Origin of the sequence: Caulobacter sp. CCG-8 (assembly GCF_037402475.1) — a bacterium.
Classification (GTDB): Bacteria; Pseudomonadota; Alphaproteobacteria; order Caulobacterales; family Caulobacteraceae; genus Caulobacter.
The window spans coordinates 153,639-170,393 of sequence record NZ_JBBEUD010000012.1; the positions used below are offsets into that span (position 1 = coordinate 153,639).

The 16,755-nt window shown below is 66.2% G+C and carries 11 protein-coding genes; 3 read left to right on the forward strand and 8 right to left on the reverse strand.

Annotated elements, in window-relative coordinates; all coding sequences use genetic code 11:
• Nucleotides 1–113 precede the first annotated feature (113 nt).
• Nucleotides 114–1,283: a ribonuclease D gene (gene rnd, locus WAE60_RS13725; protein ID WP_029914562.1), complete on the forward strand. Its 1,170-nt coding sequence runs from the start codon at nt 114–116 to the stop codon at nt 1,281–1,283.
• A gap of 49 nt (nt 1,284–1,332) precedes the next feature.
• On the opposite strand, the gene WAE60_RS13730 is transcribed toward rnd, so the two are convergent.
• The 8 genes from WAE60_RS13730 to WAE60_RS13765 all read right to left on the reverse strand — a co-directional run bounded on the left by WAE60_RS13730 (nt 1,333) and on the right by WAE60_RS13765 (nt 15,049).
• The gene (locus WAE60_RS13730; protein WP_337687084.1) at nt 1,333–3,399 is read right to left on the reverse strand and encodes an ATP-binding protein; all 2,067 of its coding nucleotides are present in this window, start codon (nt 3,397–3,399) and stop codon (nt 1,333–1,335) included.
• Nucleotides 3,400–3,513: 114 nt separating this feature from the next.
• Nucleotides 3,514–3,792, reverse strand: a complete 279-nt coding sequence (locus tag WAE60_RS13735; RefSeq protein WP_337687066.1) for a hypothetical protein — start codon at nt 3,790–3,792, stop codon at nt 3,514–3,516.
• A 177-nt stretch (nt 3,793–3,969) separates the two neighbouring features.
• Nucleotides 3,970–6,984, reverse strand: coding sequence for a TonB-dependent receptor (locus WAE60_RS13740; protein WP_231499497.1), 3,015 nt, complete (start codon nt 6,982–6,984; stop codon nt 3,970–3,972).
• A gap of 287 nt (nt 6,985–7,271) precedes the next feature.
• Nucleotides 7,272–8,759, reverse strand: a complete 1,488-nt coding sequence (locus WAE60_RS13745; RefSeq protein WP_029914557.1) for a Ppx/GppA phosphatase family protein — start codon at nt 8,757–8,759, stop codon at nt 7,272–7,274.
• An 80-nt stretch (nt 8,760–8,839) separates the two neighbouring features.
• Nucleotides 8,840–9,301, reverse strand: coding sequence for a hypothetical protein (locus WAE60_RS13750; RefSeq protein WP_337687069.1), 462 nt, complete (start codon nt 9,299–9,301; stop codon nt 8,840–8,842).
• The gene (locus WAE60_RS13755; RefSeq protein WP_029914555.1) at nt 9,298–11,532 is read right to left on the reverse strand and encodes an RNA degradosome polyphosphate kinase; all 2,235 of its coding nucleotides are present in this window, start codon (nt 11,530–11,532) and stop codon (nt 9,298–9,300) included. The genes WAE60_RS13750 and WAE60_RS13755 overlap by 4 nt, the downstream gene beginning before the upstream one ends.
• 294 nt (nt 11,533–11,826) lie before the next feature.
• A complete protein-coding gene (locus WAE60_RS13760; RefSeq protein ID WP_337687072.1) occupies nt 11,827–12,525 on the reverse strand; it encodes a chromosomal replication initiator DnaA in 699 nt (232 codons plus the stop codon).
• Nucleotides 12,526–12,646: 121 nt separating this feature from the next.
• The gene (locus tag WAE60_RS13765) at nt 12,647–15,049 is read right to left on the reverse strand and encodes an SIR2 family protein (RefSeq protein WP_337687074.1); all 2,403 of its coding nucleotides are present in this window, start codon (nt 15,047–15,049) and stop codon (nt 12,647–12,649) included.
• Between the two features lie 43 nt (nt 15,050–15,092).
• On the opposite strand from WAE60_RS13765, the gene WAE60_RS13770 reads away from it, so the two are divergent.
• Together WAE60_RS13770 and WAE60_RS13775 are read left to right on the forward strand one after the other, a co-directional pair.
• On the forward strand, nt 15,093–15,851 hold the full coding sequence (locus WAE60_RS13770; protein WP_337687076.1) for an EcsC family protein: 759 nt from the start codon (nt 15,093–15,095) through the stop codon (nt 15,849–15,851).
• 153 nt (nt 15,852–16,004) lie between these two features.
• The gene (locus WAE60_RS13775) at nt 16,005–16,472 is read left to right on the forward strand and encodes an SRPBCC domain-containing protein (RefSeq protein ID WP_337687077.1); all 468 of its coding nucleotides are present in this window, start codon (nt 16,005–16,007) and stop codon (nt 16,470–16,472) included.
• Nucleotides 16,473–16,755: the final 283 nt, after the last annotated feature.

The following is a 16,755-nucleotide window of genomic DNA, read 5'->3' on the forward strand; positions in this document are numbered from 1 at the left end:
GCGTTCGCTCTGGCTCGAAAACGGCCCAAGGGACCGTTTAGACAAGGAAAAGTTGACGCCCAACTCATGCTTTAGCTTGCAGACTCGGGGGTGCGCGAGGCTATTAGCAGCCGATGACGACGATCACCACTACCGCTGAGCTGGCGGCGTTCTGTAATGAGCTGAAGGGACAGCCCTTCATCGCCGTGGACACCGAGTTCATGCGCGAGACCACCTACTGGCCCAAGCTGTGCCTTATCCAGGTGGCATCGCCGGACACCGAGGCCTGTATCGATCCGTTGGCTGACGGCATCGACCTGACGCCGCTGCTCGACGTGCTGCGCGATCCCTCGATCCTGAAGGTCTTCCACGCCGCCCGTCAGGACGTCGAGATCTTCAACAACCTCAACGCCATGCCCACGCCGCTGTTCGACACCCAGGTGGCCGGCATGGCCGCCGGGTTCGGTGAGCAGATCGCCTACGACGCCCTGGTCCGTCAGATGCTGAAGGTCGAGCTGGACAAGTCCAGCCGCTTCACCGACTGGGCCCGCCGTCCGCTGAGCGAGAACCAGCTGACCTACGCCATCGCCGACGTGACCCACTTGGCGACCCTGTTCCCCATCCTGCGCGACCGCCTGGAAAAGGCCGGCCGCCTGGCCTGGGTGGAAGAGGAGATGAAGGCGCTCAACGATCCGGCCGCCTACGACGTCGATCCCGAGAAGGCCTGGCGTCGCCTGCGTCCGCGCAAGACCGCCGCCAAGTACCTGGCGGTGTTCAAGGCCGTGGCCGCCTGGCGCGAGCGCACCGCCCAGACCCGCGACCAGCCGCGCGGCCGCATCCTGAAGGACGAGGCCATCGACGAGCTGGCCACCCAGGCCCCGACCTCGCTGGAGGGCTTGAACACCCTGCGCAGCGTGCCCAAGGGCTTCGGCGGCTCCAAGTTCGGTCCCGACCTGCTGGCCGCGATCAAGACCGCCCTGGCCGATCCGGAGGGCTACGCCCCGGTGCTGGAGAAGTCCGGCCCGCCGCCGCCCGCCTCGGCCGGCGCCGTGGTCGAGCTGCTGAAGGTGCTGCTGAAGGCCCGCGCCGAGGAAGCCGGCGTGGCGTCCAAGCTGATCGCCACGGTCTCGGACCTGGAGAAGATCGCCGCCAACGACGAGGCCGACACGCCCGCCCTGCAGGGCTGGCGCCTGGAGGCCTTCGGTTCGGACGCCCTGAAGATCAAGCGCGGCGAGCTGGCCCTGGTGCTGGACGGCACGCGCGTGCGGGTGGTCGAGGTCCGCCGGGCGACTCCGAAAGCGTAACAATCAATCCGCTCATCCCGGCGAATGCCGGGATGAGCGGTGTCTTTCCTTAGACCGCCCCGCGTTCCATCGCCGCGGTGATCGCCTCGATCAGCTTGCCGGCGTCGACGGGCTTGGCGACCACGCCGTCCATGCCGGCCTGGGCGTATTCCGCCACCTGGTGGTTCATGACATTGGCCGACAGGGCCAGGATCGGGGTCGGCGACAGGCTGTGGGCGCTCTCGCGCTCGCGGATGGCCCGCGTGGCCTCGATGCCGTTCATCACCGGCATCTGCACGTCCATCAGGATCAGGTCGAAGTCGTCGGCGTGGAAGGCGTCCACGGCCTCGCGGCCGTTGGCCACGGTGTGCAGGTCCACGCCCGCCGGCTCGAGCAGGGCGCGCAGGATGAACTGGTTGGTGGCGTTGTCCTCGGCCGCCAGGATGCGCAGGGACCGGATGTCGCCGTCGGCCTGGGCGGAGGGCAGGCAGTCGTCGGCGTCGGCGCGCACGAACGGCAGGCGGAAGACGAAGGTCGAGCCCTTGCCCGGGGCGCTGTCCATTCGCAGGGTCCCGCCCATGCGCTCGACCAGCTCGCGCGAGATGGCCAGGCCCAGGCCCGTGCCGCCGAACCGTCGGGTGGTCGAGCTGTCGGCCTGGACGAACTTCTCGAACAGGGCGGCGATGCGCTCGGGCGCGATGCCGATGCCGGTGTCGGCCAGGGTGAAGGTCAGCCCCTCGGGCGTCGCCTCGACCGAGAGCCGGATCCGGCCCTCAGGGGTGAACTTCACGGCGTTGGACGCCAGGTTCGACAGCACCTGGCGCAGCCGCACGCTGTCGCCGCACCAGGTCCCCTGGGCGTCGGGCGCGATCTCGGTGACGAAGGCCACGTCCTTCTGGTCGGCCAGCAGGGCGAAGGGCCGGCAGGCGGCGGCGACCGTCTGGCGCAGGTCGAACACGTGGTCGTCCAGCTCGAAACGGCCGGACTCGATCTTCGACAGGTCCAGCACGTCGTTGAGGATGGCCAGCAGGGTCTCGCCGCTGTCGCGGATGATCTTCAGGTGCTCGCGGTGCGGCGAGCCCAAGCCGCTCTGCTCCATCACCTGGGCCATGCCCAGCACCCCGTTCAGGGGCGTGCGGATCTCGTGGCTCATATTGGCCAGGAACTGCGACTTGGCGAGGTTGGCGGCCTGGGCCCGGTCGCGGGCCTCGACCACCTCGGCCAGGGCCTTCTTCTCGCCGACCTCCGAGGCGTCCAGCTCGCGCAGGACGCGGCGGACCCGCAGCGCCAGGGCGGCGCCGGCCGCCACCAGCAGCAGGACGCCGGGCAGGACCAGGGGCGCGGCTTCGCGGACCGCGTCGAGGCCGGGCTGCTTGGGCGACCAGGTCAGCCAGCCCAGCGGCTCGCCGCTCGGACCGGTCAGGGCGATGGCCGCGCCCCGCGCCGGCTGGGCGCCAACCAGACCGGGACGGCGGATGCGCATCTCCTGGGCCAGGGCGGGCAGCAGATGGCGATCGGCCCGCTGGGCGCAGATCACGATCATCGCGGGCGTGTCGGCCCGAGGCCGCGCGGCCTTTTCCGGCGTGACCGTCGAAAGGGCGACCAGATACACACGGCCGTCCGCCCGGACGACGCCGTGGGCGGTCTCGGCGATCGTCGCGACCGTGGGATCGGTGGGGCGAGAGCGCTTGGCCGCGGCCTTCTCCTGGCGGCGGACCTCGGCGATCAGGGGCGCGACCGCGGCGACCAGCCCCGCCTGGCTTTCCGGCGCCGCCCGGCCCTGGTCCACCCAGGCGTAGAAGGGCCGGTTCGTGGAATCCAGCACGATCGACAGGTCGTCGCCGCGGTTGTTGGCGTAGTAGGAGCCCATCTCGGAATCCATCCACGTGGGATCGACGCCCGGGCGGATGGTCTCGAAGGCCTGGTCCCAGACCGCGGCGGCGGCCACGTCGCTGTCCAGGCGCAGCAGCGACCGCTCCAGGGTCTGCCGGACGACGACATGCTCCTCGCGCGCCTGCAGGCGGTCGACGGACACGGCGGCGAAGGCCAGCAGGGCGCAGCCGCCCAGGACGACGATCGTCACGACGATCGCCCCCAGGACCAGCAGGCTGCGCACCGCGCGACGTCCCGCCGGCATGCCGTCCAAGATGTCTATCCCCCTGCCCATGGCCCCAGATTGCATGCGCGCGTGTTCAAACAGTAAAGGTTGCGCGCTTGCGTAACGCTGTTCCGCCGCCGGCGTTCCGGAGGGTTAACGCACGATCTGCGGAAGGAGGCCGCCGGCCGCCAGGGCCAGCGAGCCCAGGACCGCAACGTGGAAGACCAGGCCGACGATCACCGTGCGCTTGACCGACCAGCGGGCATCGGCGGCGAAGGCGTGGGCCAGGTCGTCCTGCAGGCGGTGGGCCGGTCCGATCACGGACACGTCGCTGTCGTCGGCCAGTCGCGGCGCGGGCCGCACCCGCGGCGGCGGAAAGGCCAGGCTAGGGTCCTCGAGACGTTCGACTTCGAAAATCCGCTGCTTCTGCATGGATGCGCTCCCCGTTTCTGAGGTGGAGCTTGCGACGCCTGTGGATAACAAACCGTGCTCATCGACCGCGGTTCGGTGCGGCGGCGTGTCGCGGACCCGACGGAGCCGGGGCGAAGGGGCAAAAAGAAAGGGCCGGCTCCTTTCGGAACCGGCCCCCTTCAGGCGATGGCTTCGAGCCTAGTACTCGAAGCGGACGCCCACCTTGAACGTCCGGCCGACCAGACCCGGATAGTGGAAGGTCGTCAGGAAGTTCGGCGCGCTGGCGTAGGCGGCCGGAGCCACCGGCGCGCGGGCGTCGAACAGGTTGCCGACGTTGCCGTACACCGTGAAGCCTTCCTTCACGCGCGCGGAGGCGTTCAGGTCGACGTTCACGAAGCGCTTGATGTAGCAGAACTTGTTCCCGATCGTGGCGTTGCCCGGCGAGTACAGGTTGTTGGTCGCGCAGTCGGTGCCGGCCCGTTGGTCCTGGGCCACTTCGGCGATCTTGCCGACCCAATAGGTGGTGGCCGACACGGTGTAGCGGCCGAACTCGACCGAGTTCTGCCAGTTGCCGCGCCAGTCGGGCGTGCCGTTGCCCGACGACAGCTGGTACGGACCCAGGGTGCCCGCGTACTTCTGCACGCCCTTGCTGGTGTGCAGGTCGTACTGGAGCACGTGCGTCACCTCGATCCGGCTGGTGAACTTGCCGTCATAGGGCAGGTTCACCTTGGCCGTGGCCGAGAAGTCGACGCCCGAGGTCAGCGAGTAGTTCGCGTTGACGAACGGGGCGTTGATGATCAGCACGCGGGGCAGGGCGGTCGGGTACAGCGGGTCGATGGCGTCGACCAGGTTGCACGAATAGCCCGCGCCCACCGCCGCGACGGCCGCGCAGGCGTCGGTGACGTTGGTCTTGGAGTAGTAGGCCGCGCGCGCGTCGGCCATCAGCGGGCCGGCGACGATCAGGTCCGACTTCTTCACGTTGTAGTAGTCGACCGTCATGCTGAGCCACGGGAAGGGCTCGGCGATCATGCCGACGGTGTAGCTGCGCGAGGTTTCCGGCTTCAGGTCCGGATTGCCCACGTAGCCGCCGCCCAGATTGTACTGCTGGGCGTAGGGGTTGGTGTTGCCGGCCGAGACCAGGCCGCCGTGGGCGTTCTGGAACGAGTTCGGCGGGGCGTAGGTCGAGAAGCCGGCGTACTGGCTGCGCGGACCGGATTCAGCGAAGGTCGGCGCGCGGAAGCCTTCCGAATAGGTGCCGCGGAACGCCACCTGCTTCACCGGCGTGTATTTCACGCCGATCTTCGGCGAGAAGTGGCTGAAGCCTTCCGAATAGTGGTCGTAACGGCCGCCCAGGTTGACTTCCAGGTTGTCGAGCACCGGCGCCAGCAGTTCGGCGTAGGCGGCCGACACCGTGTGCTCGCCGAAGGCCGACGAGGTGGTCAGGGTGTAGGTGTCCAGCTTTTCGTTCTGGTTGTTGTTGACCAGCTTTTCCTTGCGGACCTGGGCGCCGACGGCCAGCTGCATGTCGCCGCCAGGCAGGGCCCACAGGCGCTTGGTGACCGAGGCGTCCAGCGACACCATCGACGAGTGCGACGGGGTGGTGATGGTCGGCGAGATGAAGTTGCGGACCGCCGCGGTGTTCTGCGACGGGTTCACGAAGTTGTAGGCGCCCGTGTTGATCGCGTTCATCAGGTTCGCGATGTTCAGGAAGCCGAACTGGTCGATGCTCAGGTTGTCCTTGGCCCCGACCGCTTCAACGCGCCAGTTCCAGTCGCCGTCGATGTCGCCCTTCAGGCCCGCGGTGCCGCGGTACACTTCGTTGGTGCGGTCGCTGCCGGCCGGCAGGTCGCCGAACAGGTAGTAGATCCGCGCCGCGCCGTTGGCCGGGTCGTTGGCGAAAGCGGCGGCGTAGGGGTTGTTCGGGTTCAGGCGACGGCCGGCCGCGGTCGGGTCGGCGCAGTTGGCGCCCGAGGTGCAGATCCACACCGGCAGCACGATGCCCGGGTTGTTCGAGGCCAGGGCGGCGGCGCCGCCGAAGGGCTGCGTGTTCCGGATGGCGCGCGGCTGGTTGATGATGCTGACGAAGTCGTACGAGTAGCTGCCGGTGACGTAGCCCTCGACGTGATCGCTAAAGCGCTTGCTGATGCGGCCGTTGACCGCGTAGCGCTTCTGCTTGGGCGCGATCTGGTTGTACTGGTCGACCAGGTTGTACTTGCAGCCCGTGCCGCGCGCGCCGCCGCTGGTGACGGTGTAGCTGCCGTTGGCGCAGTTCGTGTTCAGCGAGGTGTAGTTGCTGTACGGCTGGGTCGCGCCCGAAGAGTCGACATAGGTGCCGTCCGGGAACGCCAGGACGCCGCCCGAGAGCGGGTTGTTCAGGTTGCTCTGGGTGGTGCGGACCACCACGGCGTTCGGGCTGGCGGTGTTGATCGAGTCATCGCCGCGGTTGTTGTCCAGGCCGCCGATCGAGGTCAGGTCCTGGGTGTTGTAGGGGAAACCCCGGTCGTGGCTGGCCACGCGGCCGTCCGTCTGGAATTCGCCGTTGATGTAGACGTTGAAGCCGCTGGCCGAATAGTCGCCATAGCCCAGCGTCAGGTCGAAGCGCTTGTGCTCGGCGTCGCCGCGGTCGGATTCACCGACTTCCGCGCTGCCGGCAATGCCTTGGAACTGCGGCTTGAGGATCAGGTTGACCACGCCGCCGATGGCGTCGGCGCCGTAGGTCGACGACGCGCCGTCCTTCAGCACTTCGACGCGGTCGATCAGGCTGAACGGGATGCTGTTGAGGTCGACATAGGCGTTGTGGCCGTCGTCGTTGATCGGGAAGTTGGTCGAACGCAGGCCGTCGATCAGGACCAGGGTCGAGGACACGCCCAGGCCGCGCAGCGAGACGGCCGAGCCGCCGGCGCTGAAGCCGCTCTGGAAGCCGGTGCCGATCGAACCGGCGCCGTCGGCCGAGACCGAGCGGATCGCGTCGGTCGCGGTCGTGAGGCCGGCGCGCTGCAGGTTCTCCGAGGTCAGCACGGTGACGGGCGAGGGGGTTTCGGTGTCCGTGCGACGGAACAGCGAACCGGTGACGACGATCTCTTCGACCTCGGTCTGGTCGGCGGCCGGAGCGGCGGTCTGGGCGGTCGCCGAGCTCGCGGCGAACAGGCCGGCGGCGACGCCGCAGATCATCGACGACGCAAGCAGGCGCTCACGCAAGAGTTTAGTTGTCAAGATACATCCCCAATGTAGTGACCACGCCGTTGGAGGCGCGAACGAGTCACCGACTCAGCTTTTCTGACCCCGGCTTTAGAACGGCTACAGATCAACGAGACGCACGGTCAACAATCATTGCATTAATGAAATGTAACGTGGTTCTTTTGTCACATAATCGAGACTTATCGTGTCACGATAGAAACATCCGACAAGTTATCGTTTGTCGATAGCCCAACGCGCGCGGACGTAGAGCGGGCCGTGGCCGGCCAGCCGGTACAGCCTATGCGCGTGGCCAGGCTGGCCGGCTAGAGCGCGGTGATCTTGAGTTTCAGGCCCAGCAGCGCGGCCAGGGCGCCCGCTCTTTTGGCGGTCTGCTCCCCCAGAAGCAGGTCGGCGTAGCCCGGCTCGGCGGTCAGCAGCAGGTCGCCCTTGTCGATGGACAGGCGCGAGCGGGCCAGCAGGGGCGCGCTTCGGCCGGACAGGTCGCAGCCCAGGCGGATGGCCGCGCCCACGGCCCGGGCCCGCTTCAGCCGGGCCGGCGTGAGCAGGCGCTCCAGCACGTCCACCTCCGGCGGCGTGAAGGCCGTGGCGTGGCGCGCGAAGGCCGCGGCGGCCAGGAAGGCGCGTTCGGCGTGGGTCTGGCCGGCGATCGGGGCGCGCAGCACCTGCTCGAACACCAGGTCGGCGCGATGGTCCGGGTGCAGGCGCGCGCCCAGGTCGGCCAGGCGGCAGGCCGCCGAGACCAGGACCGCGTCGCGCTCGCCGAAACAGGGCGGCAGCTGGTCCAGGGCCGGCGTCAGCCATGTGTCGAGCGCCGCGCCCAGTTCGTCGGCGACGCCTTGTCGAGCCCCCAGCGACGCGCAGCCCTCGATCAGCGGATCCAGCCGGCGCACGCCGGGCGGCATGGCCTCGAACAGCAGGCCCTCGCGCACGCCGTAGGCCGAGATCTCGATGCGCTTGAGGTCCAGGCTCTCGATCAGCTGCTCCAGCACCACGGCGGCGTAGGGCAGGGTCTCCGAGCGCTTGCGGCTCATGCCCTCGATGCGCTCCAGCGAGCTCTTCGACTGGTGGGCGACCAGGCGGGCCGCCTCCAGGGCCTCGGCGCGGCCGATGCTGTACTGGTGGACGACGTGCAGCGGATAGCCCGTCAGGCGCATGTGCAGCAGGGCCAGGTTGCGCCAGGCGCCGCCCACGGCGTGGAAGACGTCGGTCTTGAACGCCTCGGCCACCGGGGCCAGGCGCTGGGCGCACAGGCGGCGCACCTTCTCCAGGTCGAAGCCGTCCGAAACGCCCAGGCTGAACGGGCCCAGGGGCAGGGTGACGCCCAGGCCCGCGCCGGTGGCCTCCAGGCGGATCAGCTCCAGGCTGGCGCCGCCCAGGTCGCCGACCACGCCGGTGGCGTCCGGCGCGCCGGCCAGCACGCCCAGGGCGGCGTAGCGGGCCTCTTCCTCGCCCGACAGCACGCGGGTGGAGAAACCGGTCTCGGCCAGGATCTGCTTGACGAAGGCCGCGCCGTCCTTGGCCTCGCGCACGGCGGCGGTGGCGGCGATGAAGGTCTCGGCCGGCTTGACGGCCTCCAGCACGGCGCGGAAGCGCTTGAGCGCCGCCAGGGTCTGGGCCACGCCCTCGGGGTTCAGCTTGCCGCCGTCGCCCAGGTCACGGCCCAGTCCCGCCAGGACCTTCTCGTTGAAGACGGTCCAGATGGCGCGGCCTTCCAGCCGGTACACCACCAGGCGGACCGAGTTGGAGCCGATATCGATAACGGCCGCGTCGCGCGGCGCCGCAAAAGGCATGGGGGTGGTTTAGCGCATTGGGCGGGGAGGGGAAGGCGCCGCACGGAAAAAGCTGTCGACCGTCGCGTGCGCCGCCTCCTCTAGGACAGCGGATGCGCCGTGACCAGCGGCAGGGGCTCGTTCAGGGTCTTGCGGCAGGCCCGCACGCGCCAGCCCGACGGGCCCTTCTCGTAATAGCAGGCGCCGAAGCTGACGGGCCGGCCGTGCTCGCGGCGCCCGCCCTTGGTCATGGCGTAGGTCGCGTCGGGGCTGACCAGCAGGTGCTCGATCGGCTTGGGGCGACCTGGTCCTTTGGCCGGACAGCGGCCCCACGGGCGGCCGTGCTCCATGACCTTCCAGCCGGAGCGGTAGATCACACCGGACTTGAACAGCGCCCGCTCGTGGACCTTGGCCCAGGCCAGGTCGGCGGCGTCGCCGGCCTGAGCGTCGCCGGGCGCGGCGGGCAGGGCGAAGATCGCGCAGATGTCGGCCTGCTCGGCCGGACGCGGTCCGCAGGCGGTGAGACCAAAGGCCGCCAGGACGGCTATGAGAGACCGCCTCATCCCCGCTTGCGCGGACCCACGTGGTCGAACGCCTGCGGCAGGTCCTTCACCTTGTGGCCCCGGCCCGACAGGCTGGGATTGGTCATGAAGTATTCGTGCGCTGAGAAGGCGCCCTTGCGGTCCCAGGCCGGGTCGCGGGCGTAATGGCCTTCCGGGTCGAGGTTCCAGCTCTGGGCCTCGTCGTTGAGGTTGGCGACCATGATCTGGTTCAGCACCTGCTGGTGCACGGTGGGGTTCTCGACCGGCACCAGGCTCTCGACCCGGCGGTCCAGGTTGCGCGGCATCCAGTCGGCCGAGCTGATGAAGACCCGGGTCTGCGGGCTGGGCATGGCCCCGCCGTTGGCGAAGGCCACGATGCGGGCGTGCTCCAGGAACCGGCCGACGATCGACTTGACCCGGATGTTCTCCGACAGCCCCTTGATGCCCGGCCGCAGGCAGCAGATGCCGCGCACCACCAGGTCGATCTGCACGCCGTCCTGGCTGGCCGAATAGAGCGCGTCGATGATCTGCGGGTCGACCACGGCGTTCATCTTGGCCCAGATCGCCGCCGGCTTGCCCTCGCGGGCGTTGCGGGCCTCGGCCGCGATCATGGTCAGCAGGTCCGGCTTCAGCGTCTCGGGCGAGAAGCTCAGCTTCTCCAGCCGTCCGGGCTGGGCGTAGCCGGTGATGAAGTTGAACAGCTTGCCGCCGTCGCGCCCCAGGGCCGGGTCGCAGGTGAACAGCGACAAATCCGTATAAACGCGGGCCGTCTGGGGGTGATAATTCCCGGTGCCGAAGTGGCAGTAGGTGCGCAAGGAGCTGTCGCCCTCGCGCCGCACCACCACCGACAGCTTGGCGTGGGTCTTCCAGTCGACGAAGCCGAACACCACGTGCACGCCGGCCCGCTCCAGGTCGCGGGCCCACTTGAGGTTATTCTCCTCGTCGAAGCGCGCCTTGATCTCGACCAGGGCGGTGACGTTCTTGCCGTTGTCGGCCGCCTCGATCAGGGCCGCCACGATCGGGCTGTCCTTGGACGTGCGGTACAGGGTCTGCTTGATCGCCAGCACGTTGGGATCGCGCGCCGCCTGGCGGATGAACTGGACCACCACGTCGAAGCTCTCGAACGGGTGGTGGACCAGGATGTCCTTCTCGCGGATCGCCGCGAAGCAGTCGCCGCCGTGGTCGCGGATGCGCTCGGGGAAGCGGGCGTTGAACGGCTTGAACTTCAGGTCCGGACGGTCGGGCGGGATCAGCTCGGCCATCTGGGCCAGGCCCAGCTTGCCGTCGACCAGCACCACGTCCTCGGGCAGGGCGCGCAGACCCTCGATGATGAAGGCGCGCAGGTCCTCGGGCATGGTGGTCTGGATCTTGACCCGCACCACGCGGCCCAGGCGACGCTTCTTCAGCCGCGCCTCGAACTCGCGCACCAGATCCTCGGCCTCTTCCTCGATCTCCAGGTCGCTGTCGCGGATCAGGCGGAACAGGCCGCGGCCCTCGACCTCGTAGCCGGGGAACAGGTGGTCCAGGAACAGGATGATGAAGCTTTCCAGCGCCACGATCCGCCGCTCGCGCTTGCGCGTGCTCTTGGCCGGGGTCTGCGACAGCTCCCAGAACCGCTGCACCTGGCTGGGCACCGGCACCAGGGCGTACAGGTGCTTGTCGTCGGCGATGCGGCGCAGCTTCAGCGCCAGGCAGAAGCCCAGGTTCGGGATGAACGGGAACGGGTGGGCCGGATCGATCGCCAGGGGCGTCAGCACCGGGAACATCCGGGTCAGGAAGATCTCCTCGGCCCGCTCGCGGTCGGCGCCGACGATGTCCTTGGCGTCCAGCAGCTTCAGGCCCTCGCCCCACAGCTCGGCCCGCACCTCGCGCCAGATCTTCTGCTGCTCGGCCATCAGCTCCGCGGCCGAGGCGTTGATCCGCGCCAGCTGCTCGCCCGGCGTCAGCCCGTCCTGGCTGACCACCCGCACGCCCTCGCGCACCTGGCCCTTCAGGCCGGCCACGCGGACCATGTAGAATTCGTCGAGGTTGTTGGCCGAGATCGACAGGAACCGCAGCCGCTCCAGCAGCGGGTGGCGCGGATTGCCGCTCTCCTCCAGCACCCGCCAGTTGAAGGCCAGCCACGAGGTCTCGCGGTTGAAGAACCGCTCCGGCGCGGCCAGCAGCTCGTCGTCCAGCCGCAGGCCCGCCAGGTCCGGCGCGGCCGGCGAGGGCGCGGCGGGCAGGTCGAGGGCTGTGGCGTCGTCGGGCATGGGGAACTCCGTTTACCGCGTACAGAGTGAAGGACGGTGGTGACAGGAGCAAGACAAACGCCCCTCACGCGCGCGGCGTCGCAAGCTTTGCCTGGAAGAAGTTCCCAAAGGTTTGCGTTCGGCCAAGTTCCTCCACGCCCGCCCAAAGGTTGTCATCCCGGAAAGCGCGCAGCGCTTGTCCGGGACCCAGGAGACTGGGCGAAGGCGGTGCGGTTCACCTGGGTCCCGGCTCTACGCTTCGCTTCGGCCGGGATGACAACCATTTGGGGACGATGAGGAAAGACGCGGTGCCTCTCAGTCCTCGCCGTCGTCGTCCCCGCCGAAATCCAGCACCGACAGGGCCAACGCCTTGTTCACCTCGCGTCCCTGCTCGATGGACGCCTCGTCCAGGGCCGCCACCGCCGCCAGGACCTCGGCCGCCGAGCGGGGCAGGCGGGCCATCAGGTAGGGATAGAGGTCGCCCGTCGGTCGGATGCCCGCCGCCTCGAAGGCACGGCGCAGCACGGCCTCCAGCACGATGTCGTCGGGCTCCATGACCCGGGCCACGGTCAGGGCGTTCAGCCGCGAGCGCAGGTCGGGCACCGCCGCCTCCCAGGCCACGGGGGCCAGGCGGCCGGTCAGCAGCAGGCTGCCGCCGTCGACCCCGGCCATGTTGATCAGGTGGAACAGGGTCTCGTCGTCGACCAGGTCGCCCTCGGACCGGCGGTCGGCGTCCTCGACCAGCAGCGGCCGGCCGCGCAGGGCGGCCAGGTCCAGCGGCGCGTTGCCCGTGGAGGCCGCCTCGATGGTCACGGCCCCGGTCCGCGCCGCCCAGTCGCGCGCCAGGTGCGACTTGCCCGTGCCCGCCGGCCCCACCAGGGCCATCCGCCCGTCGGGCCAGGCCGGCCAGGCGTCCAGCCCCTCCAGCGCCTCCAGATTGGTCGGCGACGACGCGAACGACTCCCGGTCCCAGCAGGGCGGGGCGGTCAGCGGCAGTCGGAACTGACGGGGCAAGGCGGCGTCCGGACGTAGTTACTCGGTGTCCGGAGATATAGGCCGGGTTGCGGGAGAGGGCGAGGGAGCGGGGTGTGGTTGGCTGGGGATGAGGAAGGCGGAGGTGTGGATGATCGACTCGCTATTCAATGCGAACCTGATCGAGTCCTTTCTTCAGAGATTCAAGGATTTTCTCAAATTTTCCTTTCAACTCACTGACCGATATGCGGGCGGTGAGCAGTATTTCCATGTTTCCGTAACGAGTTCCGTCGACTATCTCCCAACCAGAAGAAGTCAAAATCTCGCGCGCTCGGAGCAATTTATCCGCCCAAACCCGATCCATTCCCGATCTATTGGTCGACGGAAGGGCCTGGTTTTGGAACGTCAAGACAACCGATTTCGAACGAAGGTCGCCGCGGAACTTGATAGATCGCCCCGCGCGCGGTGTTCTAAGGAACTCACTACCATTTTCGCTTTCGATATAATCCGCCTGCTCTGAGCGACTTATCAGCTCCTCAGCCCAGTAATCGGCGGGAAGCGCTTCAAAATCACCAGCAGTAGCTTGCTGGAGGAGCTTAAGCTCCGCACTCAAGCGTTCAATTGGCATCCTGTCATTCGGATCGGGTGCACACGCTTTCTCAATGGTACGCTTGAGCCTCGAAGGTGCCGACCGCCAACGGAGGCGTGTATCCGCCCGAAATCTAGTGCTTAGCTCCTGTTGCCAATCAGTCGACTTGCTGCCCCCCGTGGGTGGCTGTCGCCGAGTAAATGCATAGAACACACACATTCCACAACCGAATGAATCGACCAGCGTCGATCTCGAAGCTTCCGAATTTTTGGACGAAGTCTGCTCCGGCGCGTAATATCCGGCTTCTTCCAGATTTCCAGATATAGTCTGCCCGGCCGCGTTTGCATGCCAAGACATATCATAATTCAACAAGGTAACATCGAACCTTCCAGATCCAGATTGCTCTGCATCATCTTCTTGCCAATAGTATTTGGGAACCATTATATTAGACGGCCTAACATCCCTATGCAGAACGCCCTGCGGAAGGTTGTGACTATACCTTAAATGTTCGCAAACATTAAAGAGTATCGATAACCCCTCATCCCAGAAAGAAAAATTTGGATTTTGGACAATGTCATGCAAAGTCGATCCTTCGACAAATTCCATAACGACAGAACTCGGTATTTCGTAGGCATCAAAGAGTTTCGCCGTTCCAGGAACTTGAGCAGAAGTCAAATATTCGAGCGACTTTACGCCGCGCCTAAAACTTTCAATTTGCGGACCAGAATGCAAATTCTCAATTCGCAATGTTTTCAGAGCCATTACCTGGCCATTGCCGCCCTTTATCTTCCACACATTGGAAAAAGGAGAGCTGGAAATTTTTGACACGACCTCGTAATGATAGAATTTGTTGTGCGGCTTTTCGGAAGTTATGTGCCAAGCCTGATGCACGCAAGGGGAGTATGTTTTAAGAAATTCCACATATTCTTCGGAATTCGTATCTCCACCATTTCCCTCGAGCAGTTTTCGCGCATATCCAGATAACATATTTCGCAGATCGTCATCTTCCTGCATCCTCAACTCTTTGACGGACGGAAGATTTTCAACTTGAATAACGTTTGGAATGAGAGCCGATGCATTTTCGTCTCTAGAAACAAACGACCTCAAATCAGAGAGCGCAGTCAGTATGGGGGCGGAATGATCTTCCCCGCCAGACGCATTGGTTTCTGGATTGTATCGAATAATGCTTATATCAGCATTCGCGGCCCAGGCGTGGGTAGCAGCATCAGTTCGATGCGTTATCCAATAGTGCCCGCCAAGATCAAGGCCCTCAGCGGTCAGCCTCTCAAGAAACCCTCCGGCCGAAGAATCTTCGGCTGATATTCCCAAGAATACAACCGTCATATTAGCGAATATGAAGTTGATGAAGTTCCGATATCCGCCTTGACCAGTTAATTCACCAATTTCGGACTTTGTAAAAACCCAAGACCGCTCCGCATCCATGACGCCATGAAGGTTCGCGATGAACGTCCTTCGAGCTCCAACCACATGGGCATATTCAGTCGCATCGCGCCCAAAAAAAGTTACCGGATCTTCGTTAGGCCTTGCTCTTTTATGGGACTTCGATGCGAATTCATCCAAGTTCAACGTAAGCATACCGCCGACTCCGGGCAGAGCCCAGATGGCCTTATAGGTTTCAGGTATTCCGACGCTAGAATCTGGCGTCAAAACACTTCTCATGGTCGCTTTATATTCTGCGCGACCCATAACTTTTTTGAGAGATTCAAACGCTTCCCAAAAATTAGTATTTGATGAAGCTAATTCAATATCAACTTCTTTCTCCCGAGCCTGATCGGGCGGGAGCGTAAGTGTCGTTTCAAGCGCTTGTGAAACTAGTTCATCTCGAAGTTTCTTCCAACCTGGTAAGCCTGCCGGCTGACTAAGCCCAGCGCCAACCCAGAATGCTAGCGGACGTCGACGCTCTGCATGCGCAACCCGTAAACGTTGATAGGCTGGCTGATCCAGATTGAAGCTCATCGAGGGGCCCAGGTCCTTTGATTCGATATGGCTAAGCTATCTAATGCTCAGCTTGCATGCACGACTAACGGTGCCCAGGAGTTGCGTTATCGAGCAGTTGAACGACCTCGCCACCTGGCGCGCCCGCATCACCAAGCCCGCCGGGCCGTTGGGGAACGCCTCGCGGGCCGTGCAGCGGAAGATCAACACGATCATCCCCGAGAAGGTCCACGCCGCGATCACCGCCGCCATGGAGGCGATGACCAAGGCGATCCTGACCGGAGCCGACTTCGCCACGGCCTCGCCGTTGCGCGACGCCACGCTGGACGAGCGCGAGGCCAAGGTCGCGACCGCCATCCAGGGCTGGAAGACCGCCGCGGGGGCCGAGGGCGGGGTGGCCGGGGCGGGCGGGTTCCTGCTGGCGGCGGCCGATTTCCCGCTGCTGATGAGCTTCAAACTGAAGCTGCTGTTCGAGATCGCCGCCCTCTACGGCCATGACGGGAGCGTGCTGAGCGAGCGGCTCTATATCCTGCACATCTTCGAGCTGGCCTTCTCCGACGCCCCGCACCGCGTGAAGGTGCTGGAGGCCATGGACGACTGGGATAGCCGCGGGCATCCGACCGACCTGAAGGCCTTCGACTGGCGGTCGTTCCAGCAGCAGTACCGCGACCACATCGACCTGGCCAAGCTGGCCCAGCTGCTGCCCGTGGTCGGCGCCCCGGTCGGGGCCGTGGTCAACTGGCGGCTGACGGCGCACCTGGGGAAGACGGCGATGATGGCCTACCGGATGCGGTGGCTGGCGAGGGAAGGCGAGGGCGCCTGACGACCTTTCCCTCCCCCTCGTGGGGAGGGTGGCCCTGGCGGAGCCAGGGTCGGGTGGGGTTTGATGCGCCAATCGGCCTGGACGCCGGAGGCCCCACCCACCAGCTTCGCTGGTCCCCCTCCCCACGAGGGGGAGGGAAGGATTGAAAGACACATGCCGCTACCCACCACCCGCGCCAGCCGCCTGATCCCCGCCGCGCCCGACGCCGTCTGGGACGCCCTGATGGACCCCGAAATCCTGGTCCGATGGCTGCCGCCCGGCGACATGACCGGCCGGATGCACGCCTTCGACGGCCGGGTGGGCGGCGGGTTCGAGATGTCGCTCTACTATCCCGAGGGCGAGACCGGACACGTCGGCAAGACCGCCGAGCGCGAGGACCGCACGCGCGTGCGCTTCGCGGCCGTCACGCCGGGCCGCCGGGTGGTCTGGGCGGTGCTGTTCGACACCGACGACCCGGCGCTGAAGGGCGAGATGACCATCACCGTCTCGCTGGAACCGGCTGAGGGCGGCACCCGGGTGACCTTCCTGTCGGAGAACCTGCCGCCGGGGCTGCGGCCGGCGGACAACAAGGAGGGCTCGAAGGAGAGCCTGAAGAAGCTGGCGGGGTGGTTCGGGGGGTAGCCGGGGACGCGCACTCACGGCATAGCGGCGGCCGGTTCGCAGGGCGCTTGGGGTGAGTGCGTGTCCCCCAAGTCGTCCGCTGAGTTGGGTGTATAATCCTGTGACGCCGCGGCCGAAGGAGGGGACACGCACTCACACCACGGCCGTTGATTGACTGGTAAAAGCCTTGCCGTGAGTGCGTGTCCCCGTCGCTGCGGCGATCAACCCGCTGATATCCCTGCGCTAAATCTTTATTCCCCGCAGGGTTTCCCGGCCGCGGCATAATGGCTCCACCTCGCCGCAT

What these genes read in the sequence shown, in the direction of transcription:
- rnd (WP_029914562.1), top strand. Translation starts at nt 114, where the DNA reads ATGACGACGATCACCACTACCGCTGAGCTGGCGGCGTTCTGTAATGAG.
- WAE60_RS13730 (WP_337687084.1), bottom strand. Translation starts at nt 3,399, where the DNA reads ATGCCGGCGGGACGTCGCGCGGTGCGCAGCCTGCTGGTCCTGGGGGCG.
- WAE60_RS13735 (WP_337687066.1), bottom strand. Translation starts at nt 3,792, where the DNA reads ATGCAGAAGCAGCGGATTTTCGAAGTCGAACGTCTCGAGGACCCTAGC.
- WAE60_RS13745 (WP_029914557.1), bottom strand. Translation starts at nt 8,759, where the DNA reads ATGCCTTTTGCGGCGCCGCGCGACGCGGCCGTTATCGATATCGGCTCC.
- WAE60_RS13750 (WP_337687069.1), bottom strand. Translation starts at nt 9,301, where the DNA reads ATGAGGCGGTCTCTCATAGCCGTCCTGGCGGCCTTTGGTCTCACCGCC.
- WAE60_RS13755 (WP_029914555.1), bottom strand. Translation starts at nt 11,532, where the DNA reads ATGCCCGACGACGCCACAGCCCTCGACCTGCCCGCCGCGCCCTCGCCG.
- WAE60_RS13765 (WP_337687074.1), bottom strand. Translation starts at nt 15,049, where the DNA reads ATGAGCTTCAATCTGGATCAGCCAGCCTATCAACGTTTACGGGTTGCG.
- WAE60_RS13770 (WP_337687076.1), top strand. Translation starts at nt 15,093, where the DNA reads ATGCTCAGCTTGCATGCACGACTAACGGTGCCCAGGAGTTGCGTTATC.
- WAE60_RS13775 (WP_337687077.1), top strand. Translation starts at nt 16,005, where the DNA reads ATGCCGCTACCCACCACCCGCGCCAGCCGCCTGATCCCCGCCGCGCCC.